Source organism: Zobellia russellii (genome assembly GCF_018728565.1).
GTDB classification, from domain to species: Bacteria; Bacteroidota; Bacteroidia; order Flavobacteriales; family Flavobacteriaceae; genus Zobellia; species Zobellia russellii.
Map to the genome: position 1 here is coordinate 51,039 of NZ_JACSOI010000012.1, position 23,052 is coordinate 74,090.

Sequence of the window (23,052 nt, forward strand, 5' to 3'; positions counted from 1 at the left end):
ATAAAAATTCGGCTCTGTGCTAAACTGAAACTTCCGTAGTTATTTATACGCTACGTTTCATGCACAAACACGTTGTGTGTCATTAAAACTGAACAAACATCAAAATGAAATTAAAAGAAAAAAATCCAGCTTTAATCCTTGTGGATGTTCAAAAAGCTTTTTTGGAAGAAGATTATTGGGGTGGAAATAGAAATAATAAAAACGCTGAAATCATTTGCGGAGAAATACTGGGGAAATGGCGTGAATTAAATTTGCCTATATTTCATATTAGGCACAGCTCTACAAATCCACAATCGAAACTCAATGAACAAAATAAAGGATTTGAATTTAACGAAAATGTCCTACCTGAGAAAAATGAACCCGTAATAACGAAAAATGTAAATAGTGCTTTTATCGGAACCAATTTAAAGGAGCAATTGGACGGATTAGGAATTAAAACCGTGGTAATAGTCGGAATTACTACAAATCACTGTGTATCGACCACAACACGAATGGCAGGTAACTTTGGCTATGAGACTTATTTAATTTCCGACGCAACAGCCACTTTTGACAGAATTGGAATTAACGGAGAAAAATACAGCTCTGAAATAATACATTTGACAACTCTTGCAAATTTGAGTGAGGAATTTGCAACTGTTTGGGATTCTGAAAAACTATTGAATGAAATATAAAAACGCCAAACAACAATATACAACCGCAATTACGGCGGATTCGACTACTTCCGAATTCACTTGGAATTGCTAAAGTCTGTGCTAAACCGAAAATTAACACGCATAAACTCGTAACTGACGGTTATACGATCTTTTATGTGCAAGCTGAAAAACCAAAATTGTGAAAACTGAAATTAATACTATTTGGATTGACCTAAATGAAGAACTTTATAAGTTTATTTTGGAGAAAATAAAAGATGAACAAACGTCAAAAGATATTCATCAAGAGGTTTTTTTGAAAATTCAAACTAAAATTCATCAATTAAAACATACTTCTAAACTTACATCTTGGGTTTATCAAATCACCAGGAATACCATTATTGAATACTTTAGAAAAGTAAACCATAATAACATATCAATCAGTGATGTAGAAATTCCAGAATTGGAGGTTAATAGTTTTGATTACAACAACTTAACTCAATGTATTAATCAAAAAATAGAAAGTCTTTCATCTCATCATAAAGAAGCAATTATTTTAACCGCATTTAAAAACTACTCTCAAAAAGAACTTGCAGAACACTTAAAAATCTCATATTCCGGCACAAAATCAAGAGTTCAAAAAGCTAAAAAGATTTTAAAAGAAAACATTTTAGATTGCCCAAATGTAGAATCGGATAGTACAGGAAAATTAATAGATTTTGAAAATAATTAAAATTTACTACGTCTTTTTATAACTATTAGCGTCCATCATATATAACATATAAAAAAATGAAAATGGACAGTTCAAAAAAAGTTATTAATGTACAAATTCTCAACGCTTTTGCAGAAAACGGTAAAGGTGGTAATCCAGCTGGTGTAGTTTTAAATGCAGATGAATTATCTGATAAAAATAAACTTGAGATTTCTAAAAAAGTAGGTTTATCAGAAACTGCTTTTGTTTCAAAATCTATGACGGATGATTTTAAGCTAGATTTCTTCACTCCAACTAAACAAATAGCGCATTGCGGGCATGCTACTGTAGCAACATTTTCTTATTTAAAACAAATAGGCGCCTTAAAAAATGATAGTTCTTCAAAAGAAACTATTGATGGTAGTAGAAAAATAGTACTAATTGGTGATTTAGCATTTATGGAACAATTGGCTCCAAAATATACAGATGTAAGTCACAAAGAAAGTGTGATTCTAAAATCATTAGGATTAAAGAAAACGGACTTGATACCAAATGCACCAATTCAATTAGTAAATACAGGGAATTCATTTATACTTGTTCCGGTTAAAAGCAATGAAATTTTAAAGAAAATAATTCCTGATTTTGATTTGATCAGTAAAGTAAGCGATGCGTGCGATTTAATCGGTTACTATGTATTCTCTACCGATACAGAATCTGACGCTACTTCGAGAATGTTTGGTCCTCGCTATGGAATATTAGAGGAGTCAGGAACAGGAATGGCAGCTGGACCACTTGCCTGTTATTTATTTGACATTTTAAAAATTAAGAAAAACTCTTTTCACATTCAACAAGGAAAATATATGAAAGAACCTTCACCTAGTTTAATCATTGTTAACTTACGAATCATAAATCAAGAAATTAAAGATTTGATGGCTGGGGGAAAAGGAATACTTAATAGACAATTAGAGATTGTAATTGACAATTAAAAGCCAGTTGACAAAACCATATATAATTTATTGCTAGTTCTAGCCTACTTACGAAAATCCTCGCGGATTTTCAGTTTGGTTTGTATTTGCTAAAATAGGTGCTTAAAACACGCTAGAAACTATATACAAAACCTTTACCAAACATTTGTTGAAATAGAATTAAAAAAATTACATTAGAATAAATAGATGAATGTAATCAATTAGAAACCCAATATTAATACCAGTTTTGGATGATTTATTTTCAGGAACAACCCAATCAAAAACTTAAGGATTATGTAAGATGTTATTGGAAAATTGAAAACAAAAATAAAGATTTCCAATATTACACAATATTCCCTGATGGATTTTTCGATTTATTAATTTGTTACCATAATAACAATTTAGAAGACGTGTTTTTATCTGGTCTATGGAACCAAAAAACAAGTGTATTTATCGCGCCCGAAACCACAATATATGGTGTACAGTTTAGGTTGCTTGCTATCGAGAATATAATTCGTGAAAATATTAGCGAAATACTCAATAATATAATAAGCATAGAAAAATCCTACACCCATCTTAATGAGCTTAGTAAAAAAAAAGACACTAATGTTTTTGAACACTTCAACCAATACTTACTATCATATATTGAAAAACAAAGTTGTATTGACCCAAGAAAAGAACATCTTTTAAAAGCGATTAACCAAACAAAAGGTAACAATACCGTTCAGTACTATGCGGAAAAAGCTAATTGGTCTGACCGACAAATAAATCGCTATTTTCAATCCACTTTTGGTCTTTCATTAAAAGCTTATTGCAATATTAGAAAAGGAGCTTCCAACTTTAGTCAGATTAAAAAAGGAGAATTATATGCTCAAGAAGGTTATTTTGATCAACCCCATTTTATAAAAGGAATAAAGAAAATAACTGGATTTACACCAAAAGTATTATTGAAAAATGAAAACGACCGATTTTTACAATTTTCGATTATCAAAAATGAATAGATTACACTTCTAATAAAAATCTAATTCATTATGATATTACAAATAATCAAGTTGAAATCGAATTTACCGGAAGTTGAGTTATCAAAAAGAGCAAACGAAAGAGCATCTAGTTTTAGAACCATTCCCGGGCTTTTACAAAAATATTACGTAAAAACAGGTAAAGAAGGAGAATATGGCGGAGTTTACATCTGGGATTCTATGGCATCTCTACAAAGTTACCAAAAGTCTGATTTAGCACAGAGCATCCCAGCCGCCTATGAAATTAAAGAAGCACCGAGCTTAGAGATTATGCATATTCTTTTTCAATTAAATAATTAAAACTGAGCTTTCCCTAACAGCTTATACGTGTTGATATACCTAAACTTGTATATAGATATATCTATATCTAGACGACTTACACACAAATTAAAAAAATGGAAAAAACAATTTATCTAATACTGTTTATTATTGGGACTTCTAATCTATTAAGTTGCCAAGAAAAACCATTAAGCCCAAAAAACAATCCTGCGAATATAAATTTACTCAAATCGGATACTTCGAAAATGTCATGGTTTATCATTAAGGATTCAATCGAGGTTAAAATAGGAGACATTCAGACTAAAATTAGTAAAGAAAAAGATAGGACTTCTATTATAACAACCGTAATTATGCAACAATCTGCAAGTACATGGATTGATAGTACAATTGTTAGCACGAAAAACTTTGCCCCTATTTACCATTCTTCATTCAACCAACAAAGAGATATGGTTTTAAAATTTGACGAAAAAATAACGGGTTATTATTTAGATAAAATAACCAACACTAGAACTAAGATATCTGAAGAAGCTGATAAGCCATTTTTTGACAGTAATTTTTATCCTCAACTTATAAGGTTACTTCCTTTAAAAAATGGTTATTCTAACTCTATTTCTATATTTGATTATAATCCCAAATCAAAAATTGGAGTCATTACAGCAACGATCTTGAATACCGAAATGTCAGATATAAAACACCATGGAGAGTTAAAACAAATATGGAGGGTTGAAACTACAGATGAGATTTCAAAAAATTCTACTATAAATACTTATTATATTGATATATCAACAAGAAAAATTTTAAAGCAAGAAATTGAAATTAGTGGTAGAAAAATGATTATGAAATTGGTTGAATAGAAAAACTTATGTACAATAAAGTATTATAAATGATAGTGGTTTTGGTACTTCATCGAAATCGCTTTTTTATATTTAGGATATGTCTAAAATCAAAAAAAATGATAGAACCCTATGTTGTAAATGTGGACCAAGAAATTCTTGATGATTTAAACTTAAGAATTAAGAATAGTCGTTGGCCTGATGAAATTAATGATTCTGATTGGAATTATGGCGCCAATTTATCTTATATGAAAGAATTAAGTAGTTATTGGCTTAATGATTTTAGTTGGAGAAAGATTGAAAGTGAAATCAATTCATTCCCTAATTTTATGGCAGATATTGATGGTCATCAAATTCACTTTCTACATATTAGAGGTAAAAGTAAAAAATCTATACCATTAATTATAACACATGGATGGCCTGGATCATTTGTAGAGATGTTAAAGCTCATACCACTATTAACCAATGATGAACAATTTTCCTTTGATTTAGTAATTCCTTCTGTTATTGGATTTGGATTTTCTGGCAAATGTGTAGAAACAGGATGTGATAATGCTTATGTGGCTGATTTATGGCATAAATTAATGTTAGAGCTTGGTTATAATAAATATGGTGCACAAGGAGGGGATATAGGTTCAGGAATTAGTACTAGACTAGGTATGAAATATCCTGAGCATATAATAGGGATACATCTTAATTATGTCTCTGATTCTTTTACACCCTATCTTAAGGAAAAAGAAATTTCTGAGGATGTTATAAAATACAATCAAGGACTTGAAGAATGGTCGGCAAAAGAAGCAGGATATGCTTATATACAAAGCACAAAACCAATAACATTGGCCTATGGATTAAATGATTCTCCTATTGGATTATGCGCGTGGATAGTAGAAAAATTTAATAGTTGGAGTGATAATGAGGGTAACCTTGAAAACATATTTACAAAAGATGAAATATTAGCTAATATTACTCTCTATTGGGTAACACAATCCATTCATTCATCGATAAGAATTTATAACGAAAACAGCAAAAACCCAATGAAGTTTGGCGTAAATGATTTCGTAAAACCTCCTGTTGCTTATGCTAATTTCCCTAAAGAATTATCAAAGCCTCCTAGGGCATACATGTCAAAAGGGTATAACGTAACACAATGGACAAACATGTCTAAAGGAGGGCATTTTGCAGCTATGGAAAAGCCATCATTATTGGCAGAAGATATTATAAAATTTTACAAGACTATTGATTTGTAGACTACTAAGAACAAACGAACAATAGTGTATAAGAAAATATATAGGATTTAAGTATCTCAAAGGTCTGTACTTATTGGCAAAGTCAACAATACAAAACATATCGTTTATCACCGGGGAGGTGCTTTCATAACAAGAAGAAACAGTAGAAGCTGGTAAATTTATGGCCTATACTATTCAATACACCGGTAGAACTTCTAATTCTAGAGGTTATAACGCAGACGAAAAGGAGGTCTGGTTATATGCCCCTGCTGTGAAAAATTTTATAAAGCTCACTCAAGACCAAGGAGATTTCCATTATGTTGAAGAATTAATCGAATATTCAAAACCGTAAAATATTAGTAGCTAAAGCAGAATTTCTTTCGCCCACTTACAAAAAACAGAGGTGTACACTGCGATATAATCATCAAGCATAAAAAATGGACGAGCTTAGAAAGTTTATAAATGATATTTCCCCCATGAACGATGCCGATTGGAAGTTTTTTACATCAAAACTTAAAGAAGTAAAGCTTGAAAAGAACACCGTCATCTTGCAAATGGGCAAAATTGAAAATCATATTTCCTTTATTGCTAAGGGAATGGTGAGATTCTATATACCGAGAGAGGAGTCCGACTTAACATTTGGATTTTTATTCGAAAAAGAGTTTGTAACAGGGTACGATTCTTTTTTGTCGCGACAGCCTTCAAAATATCAGATTGAAACCTTAGCGGAGAGTGTACTTTGGAGAATTTCCAAAAACGATCTCGATGATGTCTATGAAAGAACCGCAAATGGAAACATTATTGGTCGTAAAATGGCCGAGAATATGTTTTTGATAAAGTCAAAAAGAGAAATTTCTTTATTGAACCAAACAGCGGAAGAACGCTATTTGAACCTATTCACTGACCGCCCAAAACTATTGCAACAAATTCCATTAAAATATATAGCCTCCTATATTGGCGTAACGCCACAAGCATTGAGTAGAATACGAAAACGTATTAATTAACCTAGGTTCATTCTTTTCGATTTTTCTTTTAAAACCTTTGTAGTCCATACAATTAAGAAAAATATGAAACCGCTCATTGTACTTGTGATAAGTTTTTCCATCTCTATTCTACTCATTAAAATGGTTCAAAAAGAATATGATTTTGCCTTATCGGCAAGAATTGCCATGTCCGTAATGCTAATGTTCACGGCCATGGGGCATTTTTTGTTCACCAAGGGCATGACCATGATGATTCCAAAGTTCGTTCCCTTTAAAGAAGTTTTTGTTTACCTCACTGGAATCTTTGAAATTCTTCTCGCCGTAGGTCTATTGATTCCTAAGCTGAAAACTACTAGTGGTTGGGCACTGATTATTTTTTTATTGTTCATGTTGCCGGCGAATGTTTATGCCTCCATATATAATGTGAATTACCAAAAAGGAACCTTTGACGGAAATGGGCTTGCCTACCTATGGTTTCGTATACCCTTACAGATTTTATTTGTCGTTTGGACCTATTTGAGTTCGATACGCGTTTAAAAGTATTATGCTTTTAGCAATGAGAAGTAACCCTTAGCCAACAAAAGTTAAGAAACATATCAATTTGATGGAGGTTTTAGTCAAAATTTTTAATTTAAGGTCCACCAAAACCAAATGAATATTGAAACCGGAAGGACCACAATTGCTAATTCTTAAAAATGTTGCCAGGTTTATTAACCTAACTTCTTTGGAAGAACAAAAATACCTCTCTTTACTTAGGGAAATAAAAGTAAAAAAGAGGGCATTCCTAATGCAGGCAGGCGATGTGGCTAAATATGAGTATTTTATTACCAAAGGTTGTTTAAAAGTGTATACGTTGGATGACACCGGCGCTCCCCATATATCGATGTTCGCAGTTGAGGATTATTGGACAGGAGACATGGCCAGTTTTATAACCAATAAACCTACCCGTTACTTTATTAAGGCTACCGAAGACTCGGAACTCTTAGGTATTTCCAGGGCAAACTACCAATTGCTTTTTCAGGAAATTCCAAAATTTGAAAGGTTCTATCGCATCCTGTATCAAAGGTCACTCATTAGCTATATCAAGCGCTCCAACCATGGCATCTCCTTAAGTGCCGAAGAACGTTATATCACCTTTAAAAAGAAATATCCCAACATCGTTCACAGAGTTACACAAAAAGACCTTGCGGCCTATATAGGCATTACCCCAGAGTTTATGAGCAAGATTATTACCAAAGTCAACAGAAGGTAAAAGTCTTAAACTAGTTCATTTTTTTTTATTTGCTCCTCACGCAATTTTGGGGCATGAAAAGAATACGACTCCTTTTATCAGTTGCAACTATTGCCTTTATAGGCAATCTGCATGCGCAAATTACCCAAGTAGAGTTGTTTAGTGGCTTTGATAAAACTGATTTCACTTTATTCTCTAGTCAGCCTTTGGATATTAACCCGGCCCTTAGCATCAATACATTGGCTTTCTTTCAAAAATTCAGGCATGAAGAAAATCATGGTTTTGACGAACTAGGGGTTCAACCAACCTTATTCTGGAGTTTTCACAAAAAAATTGCCCTTGGAGCCTCGTTATACTACAACAGTTTTGCCGGTTATTCCAAACGTTTGTCGGTCATGTACTCTCTTAAAAATTCACGATGGTTATTGGTTATTATTCCTACGGTAGCTCATTCAGAGCAAAAGCGCATCTTTCAGGGCGAATCGTTTGTACAGTTCCAGTTTCGTTCATCGCTTAACGATAAAATATCCATTTGGTTAAACGGTCAATTTTTAACCGTGTGGGACGAATTCAAGAACCACTCAAGAAGCTTTCAGCAATTACGGGCCGGGGTATCGTTCTACACCCATCAGTTTGGAGTTGGGGTAGATTTTGACCAATACGGACCCAATCTCATTAAAAAATCATCCTTCGGGGTGTATTACCGAAAATCCATATAAACAATTTAATCTTAAAACGTATGAAACAGTTGACACAAAAACTTTTAAAAACGCAGCCGAATATCGGATTTGGCATTTCACGACTGACCCTTGGTCTAATCATGCTTCCACATGGGGCGCAAAAATTTTTAGGTCTCTTTGGAGGCTATGGCTATTCGGCCACAATGGATTCTTTAACGGATCAAATGGGACTGCCGAGTATAGTGGCATTTTCCATTGTTATGATTGAATTTTTTGGGTCCATTTCTCTGATCTTAGGATTTTTAAGCAGGTTCTGGGCATTATCAATTGCAGGATTGTTCGTAGGTATCATTTACACCACTCAATGGCAACATGGTTTTTTCATGAATTGGTTCGGTAACCAAGCTGGCGAAGGCTATGAATATTCTCTTTTGATTATAGGCCTTGCATTGGCCACTTTGGTGAACGGCAGTGGGAACTGGTCATTGGATCATTTAATATCAAACAAAACAGCAGCATGAAAAAAGTAATCACTATGGCGGGTAGCAACAGCCAAAAATCAATCAACAAAAAATTACTTTCCTACACCTCTGGTTTATTGGAAAACACAAAAATCATTTCAATAGATCTAAACGATTATGTTTTACCCATATATGGGGTAGATTATGAGGAGGAAAATGGAATTCCCACTGCGGTTAGAAGATTAAACGAATTAATGGATGAGGCAGATGGCTTTATGGTCTCCCTAGCAGAGCACAATGGGTCTTATGCCGCTGTCTTTAAAAATACCATTGATTGGCTTTCTAGGGTAAACATAAAAATTTGGAGGGAAAAACCCTTACTCTTACTGGCAACCTCACCCGGAGGTAGGGGTGGCAAAACGGTATTGGAATCCGCCAAGGCCTATTTTCCTTTCTTGGGAGCGAAGGTGATAGCAGATTTTTCACTGCCTAATTTCTATGATAATTTTAAAGAGAACAAAGTGGTAGCAGGTAATTTAAAAAAAGAAGTTGATAAAAAATCAATAGAATTTTATAACCAACTCTAAGTTTTCTTAAGGGTTAAGGGGGGATAGTATTCAAAAAATGTCCTCCCCCCTTAATTATAGTATCACTGAAAGGCTTAGATGAGTTGATTATATTATTTGTTCAAACCGAATTACTTATTTTATTTAACTTTAAGTTTTTGATTTAAATGATAACATGACACGTGATTTTATACATATCAATGACTTTATAATTTTGGTTGAAGAAGCTAATTCTACCAAAATAGAAGTTGATTCATGCCGATTTGATGAACCGATTGTAGGCGTTGCCTTTTATGGTTCTGGCAATGTGGACCTAACCGTAAAATATCATCAAAATCAAAAAAAATTTCAATACACCAAAGGACTTTCTCTATCCTTTTATGCAGACGAGCAAGTAGAGTTTGAACATACCGTAAGTCCAAATAAGAATTTAAAGTGCATCGTTGTAGCTACTAAACTTAGTAATATGGAACAGTTGCCCAATCAAGAAGGCGAATTGTTTTCTGATTTATTGAAAGAATTGGTAAATCCTAAGGCTAGCTATGTAGAAGGACCATGTTTCTATATGATCCCGGAGATGGAAAACATAGTGGATGCATTTTTCTCAAACAGTTACTCCGGTAAAACGAAAATGATGTTTTTTAGGAGCCATATAACCGCATTGTTATCGCACTTTTTTGGTCAGCTTGCCATCAAACAGGAAGAGGTCTCAAAACCAAAACATCGAAAGCAATTAGATAAGGCAAAAGACATTCTTTTGGAAAATTTGGATAATCCACCTTCACTTTCGGAGCTTTCCCAAGCTATTGGTTTTAATACTACCAGTCTTAAAAAAGAGTTTAAGGCCATTTTTGGAGTGCCCGTATTTAAATATCTTCAGAATGAAAGGCTTGTTTCTGCCCATAAACTCATTAGTGAAAAAGAGGCTACAGTGCAAGAGGCCGCATGGCAAGTTGGATACGACAGCCTGAGCTCCTTCTCTAATGCCTTCGTGAAAAGGTTTGGTTACCGTCCTAGTCAAATTAAATAAACCTCCTTCTTCCATCCTGAAAATCATAGTAGGAAAAAAATTCCCGTAGAAATTTATTGACCATGAATTTGTTTGCCTCTCTTTTCTTGGGGCCACTTTTGGAACAAATCATACTTCTTTTGGAATAAGTGCTTAATTGGCCATAGACATAGATTTGTATCATAATTTAAACACTAAGATTATGACAACCAGCAGATTATTAAGTATTGTTTATGGCGCATTCGTATGGGTCTTGGTCGTAAGCGTTTACTTGCTTTCTTTTAGTTTCCCATTACTTGACAACGTAGAATTACAATCTAGCATAGCACTATTCTTAGGTATTATTCCTAGTGCGTGTCTAGGTACATATTTGTTTTACAAAAAGGGGCGAATGAGACCTAGTATATTGGCACTGACCTTTGTGCTCATCGCTACCATCTTGGATATATTCATTACGGTACCCGTGTTTATAATTCCTACAGGGGGTAGTTATGCAACCTTTTTTGGGGACCCCATGTTTTTTATCATTATTGTTGAATTCTTTTTCACTGTAGTGTACTTCAGAAAATATACTCTTCAAAAAACAGCATCGTGATAAGCTTGGTAAAATTCATTATTGCTTTAATTTTTGAATATGTAATTGAATTATAGCTGTTTAATGGGGGGCTTTTAGAAAAATATATATCCAAAGGCCGAAAAGTAAAACTCCCTTCTAATGAGTATCAAACATTGTTAATCTGGAGTTCATCCACAAAAAACCAACAAAATGGAAATAAAGTTTAAAATGATTGTTTTGATGCTGAGCATCTTGTATACGGGGCTCACCGCGGGATTGTGCTTCACATGGTCCAACGCCATCACACCGGGTATTGGTAGATTGGATGATTTGGGGTTCTTGCAATCCTTTCAAGCAATGAACCGTGCTGTCATCAACCGTAGTTTTTTAGTAGTATTTTTTGCGCCCATAGTGCTGTTGTTCTTAAATGCCTTTCTGCACCGCAATGCATTTTCTATGACAATGTGGTCATTTACACTTGCTGCACTTTTATATTTCGTAGGTATCGGTTTGATTACGATTCTTAAAAATGTTCCCCTAAACGAAATACTTGATAAAACTACTTTGGAACAGCTTTCCGCTGCCGAACTCAAGGAACTGAGAACCAAATTTGAGCATCCATGGAATCGCTGGCATATACAGCGTACCATTGCTTCTATCACATCTTTTGCTCTATTGCTGATAGGCCTCATTTACACAAAATAATACTGTAAAATTTATAAATCTTAAATCATGAAATCAGAAAACATTTTAGTTATCGGAGGAACCGGAAAAACCGGTCGTCGAGTCGCAGACAATTTGGCAAATACCGGACACAATGTTCGTGTTGCCGGCAGAAAAACAAGTCCTGCTTTTGATTGGGAGAATCCTGAAAGCTATAGAGCTGCCTTAATAGGTATAGACAGGGCGTATATTGTGTATTATCCCGATTTGGCGGTGCCAGGTTCTAGAGATTCCATAAAAGCTCTGACCGAAAAAGCTCTGGAAGCCGGTTTAAAGAAGGTTGTGTTGCTTTCAGGCAAGGGAGAAGCCGAAGCGGAGGCTTGTGAGGCCATAGTAGCAAATTCTGGTCTTAACTATACTCTGGTTAGGGCCTCTTGGTTCAATCAAAATTTTAGCGAAGGTGCCTTTTTAGATTTTGTTTTGAATGGCACCGTTGCCCTGCCGATGCCAAAGGCTGAAATTCCTTTTGTAGATGTAAACGATATTGCAGATGTAGTGTCTAAAGTACTAATGGATGATTCCTATAACGGACAAACCATTACCGTAACGGGACCACAAAAGAGAACCTTTGCAGAGGTGGTAGAAATTATGGCCAAAGCCGCTGACAAATCCATTCAATATATTCCTATCTCTATTGAGGAGTTTAAGGAGGGAATGCGCCAAGCCGGCCTACCCGATTCTTACGTATGGCTTTTTGGCTATCTGTTCAAAGAAGTATTGGGAAACCCTGATAACCAAGAAATTTCCAATGATGTGGCCAAAGTATTGGGAAGGCCCGCCATTGATTTCAAAAGCTACGCCTCGCAAACGGCAAAAAGCGGTATTTGGAACTAAAATTAAAATAGCAAAGACAAAATGAAAGATATGATTTTCCTTCTAATCTATATGATAGGTTTTGCTTTTCAGGTTACAGCGCAAGAAATTCCATTAAGTCCTATGAACAATCCGGCAAATATTAATTTGCTTCAAACTGAAACCACAAAAATGTCTTGGACCATGCTTCAAGACTCAAAAGAAGTGAAAATCGGCGAAGTCGTAACGGATATCAAAAAAGGAGAAGACTCCGTTACGATTATAACGACGGTTGTTTTGAAACAGTCGCCCTTAACTTGGGTAGACAGTACTATAGTAAGAACTTATGATTTTGCACCTATTTATCATTCTTCATACAATCAACAAAGAAATATGGTGTTAAGGTTTGGCGAAAAGATAACCGGTTTTTTTCTGGATAAGGATACTAGAGCAAAAACCCAATTAGAAGAAGAGGTCAGTATGTCTTTTTTTGATAGTAATTTTTATCCTCAATTGATTAGGTTGCTTCCTTTTGATGAGAACTTTTCAAAAACCATTTCCATTTTTGATTACAATCCTAAATCAAAAACGGGAGTCATAACGGCAACTATTAGGAAAGTTGAAGAAGTCAACTTTGAGCATGAGGGAAAGTCAGTGGCAGTTTGGAAGGTAGAGGTTACGGATGATATTTCGAACAATTTAACTACAAGTGTCTATTACCTAAATAAATACAACAGAAAAATATTAAGGCAAGAAATTCATTTGGGCGGTAAGACGATGGTAATGCGGATAGTAGGATAGACTATCTATTAACAAAAACAATTTATGAAAAATTGAACAACACAACTATTTCAAAAATCGCTCTAGGTGTCATATTTGTGAAACATTATTCTTACTTTCTAAGACTAGGTGATTCAAAGGTGGATGATTATGAAATTTTGATTAAATAGCTGTTCAAAATTTTGAATTAATTGTGAACACAAAACTGAACACGTTTTTGAACACGATTTTATAAGATAGCATCTCGGGAAGCCCTGTTTTCAAGCGTTCATAATTTTCAAAGTAGAATCGTAACCCGGAGGTCGGGGGATCGTGCCCCCCTCTCGCTACATAAGTAAAATCACTCAAAAACAACGGTTTAGTTCACTCTAAACCGTTGTTTTATGTCTATATTTCTTGACGCTATTAGAATTGAATACGAAAGTGAACACGTTTTAGAACACGATTTGTCCTATTTGGACAAATTATCCAACGGAAAGGTTAAAATTGTTCAATGTATTTTGCTATCGTTTTCACAATAAGAATATGTACAACCTACTCCCTAAGACAGTACTGGAAGACTTGAGGATATACTCTATGTAATGAAGTGCTTCCAACTATTTATTCGAAAGAAGAAAAGGTGGGGAATACGTTGTCCAGAATATACTGAAAATTGTAAAAGACATAGCTATTAAAGCAAAAGTAACACAAACTGTTATACCACATGTTTTGCGTCATAGTTTTGCCACCCATCTTCTGGAATCAGGTACCGATTTAAGACAGATTCAAGTGCTACTAGGCCATGTTCCATTAAAACAACAGAAATCTGCACTTATGCAGTTACAAACACTTTTTAAATAGTTAAAAATCATTTAGATTAGTAGGTACAAAGCTGAGAAACAAACTCTGAAATTTAAAATTGATGGAATAATGAATAGAAAGGAAATAGCAAAGCAATATATTACTCATCTTGAAAATGGAAATATTGAACAAGTAGTTGCATTATTCAATAAAAATGGAATGGTTGATTCACCACTATACGGAATAAAAAAAGCGAATGAATTTTATCGTGAGTTAAATAGTGATACATCAAATTCTGAACTTCGCTTACAAGGAATTTTTGAAGAAAGTGACTCAAACAATTTAGCTCTTTATTTTTCTTATAAATGGACTTTAAAAAATAATCAAAAAGTGGAATTTGACGTAGTTGACATTATTGAATTCGATAATCAAAATAAGATTAGTAAACTGAAAATTATATATGATACTGTTACCGCCAGAAAACTAGTGGAACAGCTATAAAAGAGCCTGCATACAACACTCTAAAAATAATTGAGGCTTAGTGCTTAATCAAAGGTCGTTGCGTGTTTGCTACTTCTGGTTTTTCTTCGGGAAATACTCGGGCACAAACCCTCAACTATTCTTATAGGAAACCGCTAATAACAAAATAAATGAAGAATCTTATGAAAATAAAAAATTCAATTTTACTGTTGTTGATTTTTGTATCTACATCCGTATTTTCTCAGGATTCTGATTACAGCGTATCCTCATATCTTACCGAAGGAACAAAAGCTCCAAACACACATTATATTGGAGAAGCTTGGTTGAATGCTATTATTCACGATGACGCGGAATTGGGTTATAATATTACAAAAGCAACGTTTAAAGCTAACTCAACATTGGACTGGCATAAACATGCAACAGCACAAGTATTGATAATTGTAGATGGAGAGGCCTATTACCAGGAGAGAGGGAATGTGCCTGTAATTTTGAAAAAAGGCGATGTAATTAAATGTGAGAAAGATATTGAACATTGGCATTCCTCCACGAAGCTTAGTAATGTAACATATCTAGCTTTATATGGTGGCGGGCAGCCAACCACGTGGACTGAAGTGATTACACAAGAGTATTATGATGAAATAGCCGAAAAGCTAAAAAACAACTAATAAGAATCAGCGCTCATATATCAAGAAAATCTAAGGAAAGTGCTTGTACTTGGAGGAAAGTTAAAATTACTTTGTTCGGTACTATTCATAGCTGTATCATTTAAGGAAATTAAAGTAAAATAGAGCCGTAATTAACACAAGTAATTGATGAAAAAATTAATATGTACACTATAATCTTATTCTCAATTCTAACTGTACAAGCGCAAACTACGCTTCCCAAAGTAATACATGGTAAGCTTGAACGTATTGAGAATTATGAGTCAAAGTTTATAACGTCCAGAAATGTTGATGTATGGTTACCTGAAGGTTATTCTCCATTAAAAAAATATCCTGTATTATACATGCACGATGGACAAATGTTATTTGACCCTGAAAGCTCGTGGAACAAACAAGCTTGGAACGTAGATGATGTGGCTTCCAAATTATTTCATTCCAATAAAATTAAAAAATTTATAGTTGTTGGTATTTGGAATGGAGGAGAAACAAGACACTCTGATTACTTCCCACAAAAACCGTTTGAATCTTTGTTAGATAGTCAGAAGGACACGGTTAATGCCCAACTTAAAAGCTCTCACGTTCCTATAAAAAATATGTTTAGTCCCCAATCTAATAACTACCTTAAGTTTATTGTAGAAGAACTAAAACCATATATAGATAAAACCTACTCTGTTTACCCTGACAAAGAAAACACTTTTGTGATGGGCAGCAGTATGGGAGGATTAATCTCTATGTACGCTATTTGTGAATATCCCAACGTATTTGGAGGAGCCGCATGTTTATCAACACATTGGCCCGGTACTTTTACGCTTGAAAACAACCCGGTACCAGATGCATTTTTGAGATATCTAGATAAAAACCTTCCCAATCCAAAAAATCATAAATTTTACTTTGACTGTGGTGATGAAACTTTGGATAAATTGTATCCGGAAATTCAAAAAAAAGTAGACCAGTTGATGGTCGAAAAAGGTTATAATGAAACTAATTGGTCCACTAAATTTTTTCCAGGGGAAAACCATAGTGAAAATGCTTGGAGTAAACGGCTCAATTTTCCTCTCGAATTTTTGTTTGAAAAGTAGTTCTTACCAGAATAAATGGTAACCATGCTATTTTAAAGTTACGGTTTAAGTTTTCATGGTTTTTAAGGGTGAGATTATAATATTTTTGTTCTTATTAAAAAAGGCAACAAAAAATTGTTGCCTTTAACATCACATAACTCAACTTTACAAACTACTGTTATCCAGTTTCTTTATAATTTCCTATTGAATGTTTAGTTTTAAATCTACCTTCAAAAAATCATTTAATAATTGATTTATTACTCAACCTCTATAATCATCGCTGTTTTTCCTGAAACTTGCAGATGGTCTACGGCATTGTAAAGTTTTCCTGTTAAAATGTCCTTTCCAGAAAGCTTTCCTTTAAGTACTTCTTTATACTCTTGTATATCTACATTAATGGGGTCTTTATCTTTATTCAATATCACCATAACCATGTCATCCTTTGTATACCTAAAGAAAACATAGGTGTTATTGACCGGGGCAAAATGAACGAGCTTACCGTTATGAATTGTCTTATTATCTTTTCGCCATTTAAAAAGTTGAGTGAGGTAATTCTTCGTTTCCACCTGTGACTCTGTAAGACCTTCACCAGAAAAAGCATTTACCTTATCTTTTTTCCATCCGCCAGGATAATCCTTACGAATAACACCGTGATCTTCTGTGCCTTTGTTGCCCATTAATATTTCTGTTCCGTAATAAATTTGTGGTATTCCACGAACAGTAGCTATATAGGTAAGGGCCAACTTAACCAAATCTTCATCTTCATTCAATTGTGTATAAATACGGCTCATGTCATGATTATCAGGAAATACAACCAAGTTGTTAGGATCTGGGTACAAATAATCTTGACCTAATTCCTCGTAAACAGCATTCCATGAATTTGGGTCATTTAATGAAGTGGTAAGTGCGTGTTGTACCGGGAAGTCCATAACACTTTTTAATTCTGATGTATAGCCATTTGTATTCTCTTTTCCCTTTTGCCAGTACGAAACAATCGTTGGACGCAATACCCACTCTTCTCCTACTATATTAAAATCAGGGTACTCGGTCATTACTGCTGCTGTCCAGTCTCGCATAAAATACATATCAGGATAAGGGTATGTATCCATACGGATGCCAGAAATACCTGAATACTCTATCCACCAAAGAGTATTTTGAATCAAATATTTGGCCATAGATTCATTACGCTGGTTTAAGTCTGGCATTGTTGGAACAAACCAGCCATCAAAAAATTCTTTCATATCTTTTTTTGTTGCATATGGGTCCAGTACCACAGTTTTTTTATGGTTGGTTTGGGTATAAGTATCCCATTGATTTATCCAATCATCAGATGGCAAATCCTTCATCCACCAATGTTCTAGTCCACAATGGTTGGCAATCATATCCATAATTACCTTCATTCCCATTTCAGAAGCTTTATCACACATTGCCTTAAAGGATTCATTGCTTCCGTAACGTGGGTCTACTTTATAAAAATCGGTGATTGCATAACCGTGATAGCTATAACTAGGCATGTTATTTTCTAGAATTGGGTTCGTCCAAATGGCGGTAAATCCCATATCCTTAATGTCTCCCAAATGATTTACAATTCCGGCTACATCACCTCCATGCCTTCCATCCTTATCATTTCGGTTAGGTCTTTCTACCATTCCTTTAACAGCATCGTTACTTGGGTCACCATTTACAAAACGGTCCGGTGTAATCAAATAGATGGCGTCCGAAGTATTGAAGCCTTCTATATTTCTACGGTTGTTTTCCCGCTCTTTTATTTCATAAGATTGTACAAAAACTGATGTTCCATTTTTCTGGAAGTTTAACTGCAAATTTCCTGGCTTCGTAGTATTCCCGATATGTAACTTCAAAAATAAATAGTTTGGATTGGCTCCCTTTTTAGTGCTCAGTAATTGCACATTTTCATAAGGTTTTAAGGTTACATCATGAGATGCAATATCATTACCATGAACCAACAATTCTATAGTATTATACTCCATCCCTACCCACCAGTTGGGCGGTTCTAATCTATCTATTGAATTTTGGGCTGTTAGTTGAGTAAAAGAAAATACCAAAGCCAACATTAAGGTTGTTGCAATTTTCATCTTATTTAGTTTTAGTTGAGAAAACTAAACTATAGAGAATTGGCTTCTATATCGACTTATATTATAACTTGGTCTATATATATTGTAAAATGATACTTATTCTAAGATTAAGGACTAGTCCGCTTTCAGATCATTGAAATATTCTCTAGGCGATTTGTCGGTTACTTTTTTAAATGACCGGTTAAAGGATGATTTGGAATTGAAACCAACGGCCAAGGCAATAGCCAAGAAGGTCTGGTTCTTGTATTTTTCGTCTTGGGCGCGCTCTATAAAATCTTGAATTCTGTAATAATTTACAAAATCCCTGAAATTTTTGGAATATCCCGCATTAATAGTTTTGGATAAGGTATGTACATTGGTATCCATTTTTTCGGCCAATTCGGGCAAACTTAATTCTGGATTTAAATATACCTGTTCTTGAATCATTTTTAAATGCAATGCCTGCTTAAGTTCCTTCAACTCGCTTGTATTGATTTGCGTACGATTTTCTTCCGGTGCTGACTCTTCTACTTCTACAACGGCCATTCTAAAAATTTCCGGTTGCTTTATAGCAAAATACCCCAATAAATAAACCACCACCGAAAAAACGGCCCATAATATATCTATCAATAAATTTGCTGTATAGTTTATGGGATAATTACTATAGGTACTATAGATATCAACTAGAACAATTACCGTCCATAATACTAAACACATCCCAAGCACCAACATAATCACATTCAAATATTTTATATTCTGATCCGTAGAATAATTGACTTCAATATTTCTAAAGTACATTTTAATTTTCCCTTTAATCCTAAACCAATACCATATATTAAACACTAATGCCAGCAGTACGATCACTTCGTAAAATGCGTATGGTGGAGATTCTAAAGATTGAAATAAATTTTGCTCAATAAAGGTATGTGTGGGATTAAAAGAAAAAGTGATGTATAAAGCAATCTGTACTAAAAAGGGTATAAAATGGGGCCAATAGGCCAAAAAGGACTTTTTACTATGTTGCAATAACCTTTCAATATATATAAGAAAAATGGGGCCGTATAAGAAAAACACCAAATCAGTCAATAGCGATAGTCTTGGATAATCTGTATAGATTACACGATCATATATTACTACTCTAGAAATTAATGTGAACGATATGATAAAAATGAGAACACTTAATGCCTGATTGGCCCACTTGTTATTGTTCCTACCGGAATTAATAATGAATATTAGAAAAAAGCCTTGTAAAGCTGTAAGGATTAAAAGTAAGGTATAAGGGTTAAATATACCATAAGACTGATCTTCCCAATATGTTATTCTGTTTTTTATGGGCTGGTTCAGACTAATTTCTTTACTACTCAATATACGATTGGGTATAGGCCTGCCATAGCTATTACCCTCAACTGTTAGCCAATTACCGCGAGTAAACTTATATTCCAACGGCGCTGTATAAACAGGAACCTCTATTTGAAAGTTTCCGTTGGCAAGCTGTTTCATTTTGTAACGTTGATCTCCTGGTACCCAACCATTAAAATTACCACATATATATATTGAGGAATTTGGAGGAGTGTTTCGGGGTATTTCCGTTATAAGAATCGTTACTTTTTGAGGTTTGGTTAGTTCGTAAAAAGTGTCGGACCAACCCGCCACTTGTAAGACTAACGTTTCTTCTGTTGCATTGTTAAAAGAGTGTTTTCTTACCGTTAGCGGTGTTCCATCTTTTTTGACCTCTACAGTAGCCCAACTACCTCTAGTAATTTTATAGGATATCCAAGACCCATTAAAAAACTTATTTCTTAACTCATATGTTCCATCAGTTTTTCTTGTAAACTTGTAATTTACATCTGCAGGGTTCCAATTATTAAATGTTCCCGTTAAATATAGTATGTCTGATGGTTTGGTGTCTTTTGGCACATAATCTATCACAAAATTTGTTTGAGCGACCAAACTGCCTATGTTCAGATAAATTATGGCTATCCAAAAAAAATTGAAATAATTAGCCGTTGAAAAAATTTGTTCGAAAATTTTATTGAAAATCATTTAACCCAAAACTTTTAATAAATGTAAATGAACCGAGATTACCGTTCGCCATATAAGTAGGTCAAAGCCATTAAGAACCTACTTCTCAAATATAGTATTTGACTTGAAATAATATAGAAATAACGAATGACAATTGACAACCGTAAATTTAATTTTTAAGATGGGGTAAACTAAAAAAATAAAGGTCGCCAAATGACAACCTTTATTAACTAATAAACTAACTAAACTAACTTCCTAATTCATATTAATAGTATACGTATTGGTCATAATATCTAAGTTGATTGTATAACTGCCTGCAGTTGATATCATAATATTATCTCCATCTTGACGTAATGAATTATCAGTTCCGGTATTACCTAAGTTTACATCCCACGTATCGTTAAACCTAAATTTCATTTCACCCGGCAACAAATCAGTAGTTATTGTCCATACATTATTGGTCATATCGTAAACCATATCCGTATCGGGGTCGTCCCATCCGTTAGGGGTTGCAGAACCTATAATTGCCCAAGTACCAAGACTAAAAGTTTTATTGACAACGTCCAAATCTATCTGATAACTACCGGCGGTTACAGGAATATTCCCACCTCCATCTTCTAACGAACCTTCAGCGCCAGCATCTCCAAGATTTACGTCCCAACCATTGTTGGCCCTAAACTTTAATTCTCCATCAGTAAGGTTCGCAGTAATTGTCCAAACATTTCTATCAAAATCATAAGACATGTCAGAATCTGGGTCATCCCAACCATTTGGCGTGGCAGAACCAATTATTGCCCAAGTGTTTGCAGAAAATGTATTATTAACTAAGTCTACATTGATTTCATAATCTTGAGGACCTGATAAAACAATATTATTTCCAGGAGAAACAAGTACACCCGAAGTACCGTCACCCTCATCACCATATATTCCATTGTCCCAGTTAGCTGCATCCGTAAGTTTAAATTCGTTACTTGCATCTGTAAATCTCACATGCCCCCTAAAGGTACCTGCTAGGTTTGGTAATTCTACCGCATTAAGCATTGGCGCAGAAACTGGATCCCAACCTTGATAACCCCCAGGCACATATAACGCTTCGGGAAAAGCTAATTGTTCATCTTGCGTAGCCGCCCAGATTGCATACCCATTTGCAGGTGCTTTTAATGTTACCGTTCCATTAGCATCTGATTGCTCAAAAATCAGGTATTCTTCTGTGTAATCTTTGATGTTGGCATTGGCCCAATGGGTTTGAACCTCCCTTGTTACCTCTTCCCCACTCAGATTAATGTAGAGTACCAAACCTGACTTCTCTGCATCACCACCCCTAATCGCTACAAATTCCTCATTAGAAACATGGTTTACAGTCCAATCTCCCGCAGCTAGTTCTGAGCGAATCTTAATTAACTGATTGATTTTAGTTTTTTGTTTCTCTCCACTAGCCTCATAATGTGAGTAAAAAACACATGGATATCCGGGAGCACTCATGATGTAAGCATATGCATGCGTTTCAAACTCATCAGGAAACTCATTACTACCATCCCTTGCTTCTGTATCATGATTACCTACAAAAGTTACTGCCTTGTCCGGTACTGTAGAAATTAAACTTGGTTTAACCAACTCGTTTAAATTACCGTTCAAGAAAGCATTTCGCATATTAAAAAAGTTGGGGAAATCAAAAGCATTAGCGCCGGATGCTTCTATCCAAGGGCGTACAACGCCTTCTACATTTCCATCAAAATTCTCACCTATACTATACCCACCTACGGTGGCTATCCAGTCTTTAACAACATCAGGAGAAAAGCCCTTTACAAAATCGAATCTCCAACCATCAATTTTCAACGTGTTCATATAGTAATTAGCAACGGACTCCTCCGAATTCCATAACCAATCTCGCACATACTCATTATTTAAATCCAAATCTGGGAAACCGCCAAAACGACCTTCGTCTTCCAAATTTTCTGCATTAGGCAAATAGTTTAACCAAGTTCTATTGAACAAACCTGATGCAGGCTCAAACAATGTATAAGTTTCAATTTGCCTAAACTCATTGTATTCCAACTGACCGCCCGAGTTATGGTTTAAAACAATATCCGCAATTACGGCAATGTCATTCTCGTGAGCAGTACCGATCATTTTTTCCAACTCTTCACGGTTACCAAAACGAGTCTCAACAGTACCATGTTGCTGAAAATCACCGAAGTCAAAGTAATCTGCTGGGTCGTACCCCATGGAAAAGCCACCACTCTGGCCTTTAGAAATAGGCGGTATCCAGATAGCATCAATACCATTTGCCGCCCAGCCATTCAACTTAGATTCAACATTGTCCCACCATATTCCTCCTTCGGTTACGTCCCAATAGAAGGCCTGCATCATAACGCCATTACCCGGCACTAATGCTTCCGTTCTTTCGACTGCCGAACCAGAAGGTAAATCTTCGGCATCGTTGGCTTCTTTTACCTTTAGCTCTGAAAAATCATCATTGGTACAGGCTGCGAACAATATAGTTAGCGCAGCTATACTTATTTTTATATAGTTTTTGATTTTCATAATTTTTA

General features: G+C 34.8%; 27 protein-coding genes. 24 read left to right on the plus strand and 3 right to left on the minus strand.

Annotation, left to right across the window (positions count from 1 at the left end):
• Nucleotides 1–104 precede the first annotated feature (104 nt).
• The 24 genes from H9565_RS19300 to H9565_RS19415 all read left to right on the plus strand — a co-directional run bounded on the left by H9565_RS19300 (nucleotide 105) and on the right by H9565_RS19415 (nucleotide 16,424).
• Nucleotides 105–671 carry a cysteine hydrolase family protein gene (locus tag H9565_RS19300; RefSeq protein WP_215442013.1) on the plus strand — a complete coding sequence of 189 codons (567 nt, stop codon included), beginning with the start codon at nucleotides 105–107 and terminating at the stop codon, nucleotides 669–671.
• 160 nt (nucleotides 672–831) lie between these two features.
• The gene (locus H9565_RS19305; protein ID WP_215442014.1) at nucleotides 832–1,362 is read left to right on the plus strand and encodes a sigma-70 family RNA polymerase sigma factor; all 531 of its coding nucleotides are present in this window, start codon (nucleotides 832–834) and stop codon (nucleotides 1,360–1,362) included.
• Between the two features lie 56 nt (nucleotides 1,363–1,418).
• On the plus strand, nucleotides 1,419–2,306 hold the full coding sequence (locus H9565_RS19310; RefSeq protein WP_246560829.1) for a PhzF family phenazine biosynthesis protein: 888 nt from the start codon (nucleotides 1,419–1,421) through the stop codon (nucleotides 2,304–2,306).
• A gap of 230 nt (nucleotides 2,307–2,536) precedes the next feature.
• Nucleotides 2,537–3,286 (plus strand): DUF6597 domain-containing transcriptional factor, encoded by a 750-nt coding sequence (locus H9565_RS19315; RefSeq protein WP_215442015.1) that lies wholly within the window; start codon nucleotides 2,537–2,539, stop codon nucleotides 3,284–3,286.
• 30 nt (nucleotides 3,287–3,316) lie between these two features.
• A complete protein-coding gene (locus H9565_RS19320; RefSeq protein ID WP_215442016.1) occupies nucleotides 3,317–3,604 on the plus strand; it encodes a YdhR family protein in 288 nt (95 codons plus the stop codon).
• 95 nt (nucleotides 3,605–3,699) lie between these two features.
• Nucleotides 3,700–4,437 (plus strand): DUF3108 domain-containing protein, encoded by a 738-nt coding sequence (locus tag H9565_RS19325; RefSeq protein WP_215442017.1) that lies wholly within the window; start codon nucleotides 3,700–3,702, stop codon nucleotides 4,435–4,437.
• 98 nt (nucleotides 4,438–4,535) lie between these two features.
• Nucleotides 4,536–5,663, plus strand: coding sequence for an epoxide hydrolase family protein (locus H9565_RS19330; RefSeq protein WP_215442018.1), 1,128 nt, complete (start codon nucleotides 4,536–4,538; stop codon nucleotides 5,661–5,663).
• Nucleotides 5,664–5,823: 160 nt separating this feature from the next.
• Nucleotides 5,824–5,994 (plus strand): hypothetical protein, encoded by a 171-nt coding sequence (locus H9565_RS19335; RefSeq protein WP_246560831.1) that lies wholly within the window; start codon nucleotides 5,824–5,826, stop codon nucleotides 5,992–5,994.
• Between the two features lie 85 nt (nucleotides 5,995–6,079).
• Nucleotides 6,080–6,646: a Crp/Fnr family transcriptional regulator gene (locus tag H9565_RS19340; protein ID WP_215442019.1), complete on the plus strand. Its 567-nt coding sequence runs from the start codon at nucleotides 6,080–6,082 to the stop codon at nucleotides 6,644–6,646.
• Nucleotides 6,647–6,709: 63 nt separating this feature from the next.
• On the plus strand, nucleotides 6,710–7,162 hold the full coding sequence (locus tag H9565_RS19345) for a DoxX family protein (RefSeq protein ID WP_215442020.1): 453 nt from the start codon (nucleotides 6,710–6,712) through the stop codon (nucleotides 7,160–7,162).
• Between the two features lie 121 nt (nucleotides 7,163–7,283).
• Nucleotides 7,284–7,877 (plus strand): Crp/Fnr family transcriptional regulator, encoded by a 594-nt coding sequence (locus H9565_RS19350; RefSeq protein WP_215442021.1) that lies wholly within the window; start codon nucleotides 7,284–7,286, stop codon nucleotides 7,875–7,877.
• Between the two features lie 53 nt (nucleotides 7,878–7,930).
• Nucleotides 7,931–8,575 carry a hypothetical protein gene (locus H9565_RS19355; RefSeq protein ID WP_215442022.1) on the plus strand — a complete coding sequence of 215 codons (645 nt, stop codon included), beginning with the start codon at nucleotides 7,931–7,933 and terminating at the stop codon, nucleotides 8,573–8,575.
• Nucleotides 8,576–8,595: 20 nt separating this feature from the next.
• Nucleotides 8,596–9,057: a DoxX family protein gene (locus tag H9565_RS19360; RefSeq protein WP_215442023.1), complete on the plus strand. Its 462-nt coding sequence runs from the start codon at nucleotides 8,596–8,598 to the stop codon at nucleotides 9,055–9,057.
• Nucleotides 9,054–9,584 carry an NADPH-dependent FMN reductase gene (locus H9565_RS19365; protein WP_215442024.1) on the plus strand — a complete coding sequence of 177 codons (531 nt, stop codon included), beginning with the start codon at nucleotides 9,054–9,056 and terminating at the stop codon, nucleotides 9,582–9,584. The genes H9565_RS19360 and H9565_RS19365 overlap by 4 nt, the downstream gene beginning before the upstream one ends.
• A gap of 154 nt (nucleotides 9,585–9,738) precedes the next feature.
• Complete coding sequence (locus H9565_RS19370) at nucleotides 9,739–10,593, plus strand: helix-turn-helix domain-containing protein (RefSeq protein WP_215442025.1); 855 nt, start codon at nucleotides 9,739–9,741, stop codon at nucleotides 10,591–10,593.
• A 181-nt stretch (nucleotides 10,594–10,774) separates the two neighbouring features.
• Nucleotides 10,775–11,167, plus strand: a complete 393-nt coding sequence (locus H9565_RS19375) for a DUF5367 family protein (protein WP_215442026.1) — start codon at nucleotides 10,775–10,777, stop codon at nucleotides 11,165–11,167.
• Between the two features lie 171 nt (nucleotides 11,168–11,338).
• Nucleotides 11,339–11,833 carry an anthrone oxygenase family protein gene (locus H9565_RS19380; RefSeq protein WP_215442027.1) on the plus strand — a complete coding sequence of 165 codons (495 nt, stop codon included), beginning with the start codon at nucleotides 11,339–11,341 and terminating at the stop codon, nucleotides 11,831–11,833.
• Between the two features lie 27 nt (nucleotides 11,834–11,860).
• The gene (locus tag H9565_RS19385) at nucleotides 11,861–12,685 is read left to right on the plus strand and encodes an NmrA family NAD(P)-binding protein (RefSeq protein ID WP_215442028.1); all 825 of its coding nucleotides are present in this window, start codon (nucleotides 11,861–11,863) and stop codon (nucleotides 12,683–12,685) included.
• Between the two features lie 30 nt (nucleotides 12,686–12,715).
• On the plus strand, nucleotides 12,716–13,444 hold the full coding sequence (locus tag H9565_RS19390; protein WP_215442029.1) for a DUF3108 domain-containing protein: 729 nt from the start codon (nucleotides 12,716–12,718) through the stop codon (nucleotides 13,442–13,444).
• Between the two features lie 362 nt (nucleotides 13,445–13,806).
• Nucleotides 13,807–13,944 carry a hypothetical protein gene (locus H9565_RS19395; protein WP_215442030.1) on the plus strand — a complete coding sequence of 46 codons (138 nt, stop codon included), beginning with the start codon at nucleotides 13,807–13,809 and terminating at the stop codon, nucleotides 13,942–13,944.
• A gap of 130 nt (nucleotides 13,945–14,074) precedes the next feature.
• Nucleotides 14,075–14,263 (plus strand): tyrosine-type recombinase/integrase, encoded by a 189-nt coding sequence (locus H9565_RS19400; RefSeq protein WP_317195451.1) that lies wholly within the window; start codon nucleotides 14,075–14,077, stop codon nucleotides 14,261–14,263.
• 69 nt (nucleotides 14,264–14,332) lie between these two features.
• Nucleotides 14,333–14,704 (plus strand): nuclear transport factor 2 family protein, encoded by a 372-nt coding sequence (locus tag H9565_RS19405; protein WP_215442031.1) that lies wholly within the window; start codon nucleotides 14,333–14,335, stop codon nucleotides 14,702–14,704.
• Between the two features lie 167 nt (nucleotides 14,705–14,871).
• Nucleotides 14,872–15,348 (plus strand): cupin domain-containing protein, encoded by a 477-nt coding sequence (locus H9565_RS19410; protein ID WP_215442067.1) that lies wholly within the window; start codon nucleotides 14,872–14,874, stop codon nucleotides 15,346–15,348.
• A 161-nt stretch (nucleotides 15,349–15,509) separates the two neighbouring features.
• Nucleotides 15,510–16,424 (plus strand): alpha/beta hydrolase, encoded by a 915-nt coding sequence (locus H9565_RS19415; RefSeq protein ID WP_215442032.1) that lies wholly within the window; start codon nucleotides 15,510–15,512, stop codon nucleotides 16,422–16,424.
• Between the two features lie 236 nt (nucleotides 16,425–16,660).
• On the opposite strand, the gene H9565_RS19420 is transcribed toward H9565_RS19415, so the two are convergent.
• The 3 genes from H9565_RS19420 to H9565_RS19430 form a co-directional block, all read right to left on the minus strand.
• Nucleotides 16,661–18,499, minus strand: a complete 1,839-nt coding sequence (locus H9565_RS19420) for a glycoside hydrolase family 13 protein (protein ID WP_215442033.1) — start codon at nucleotides 18,497–18,499, stop codon at nucleotides 16,661–16,663.
• Between the two features lie 114 nt (nucleotides 18,500–18,613).
• Entirely contained in the window at nucleotides 18,614–20,407 is a 1,794-nt protein-coding gene (locus H9565_RS20310) for a helix-turn-helix domain-containing protein (RefSeq protein ID WP_215442034.1), read from the minus strand.
• Between the two features lie 348 nt (nucleotides 20,408–20,755).
• Complete coding sequence (locus tag H9565_RS19430) at nucleotides 20,756–23,044, minus strand: alpha-amylase domain-containing protein (RefSeq protein WP_215442035.1); 2,289 nt, start codon at nucleotides 23,042–23,044, stop codon at nucleotides 20,756–20,758.
• Nucleotides 23,045–23,052 lie beyond the last annotated feature (8 nt).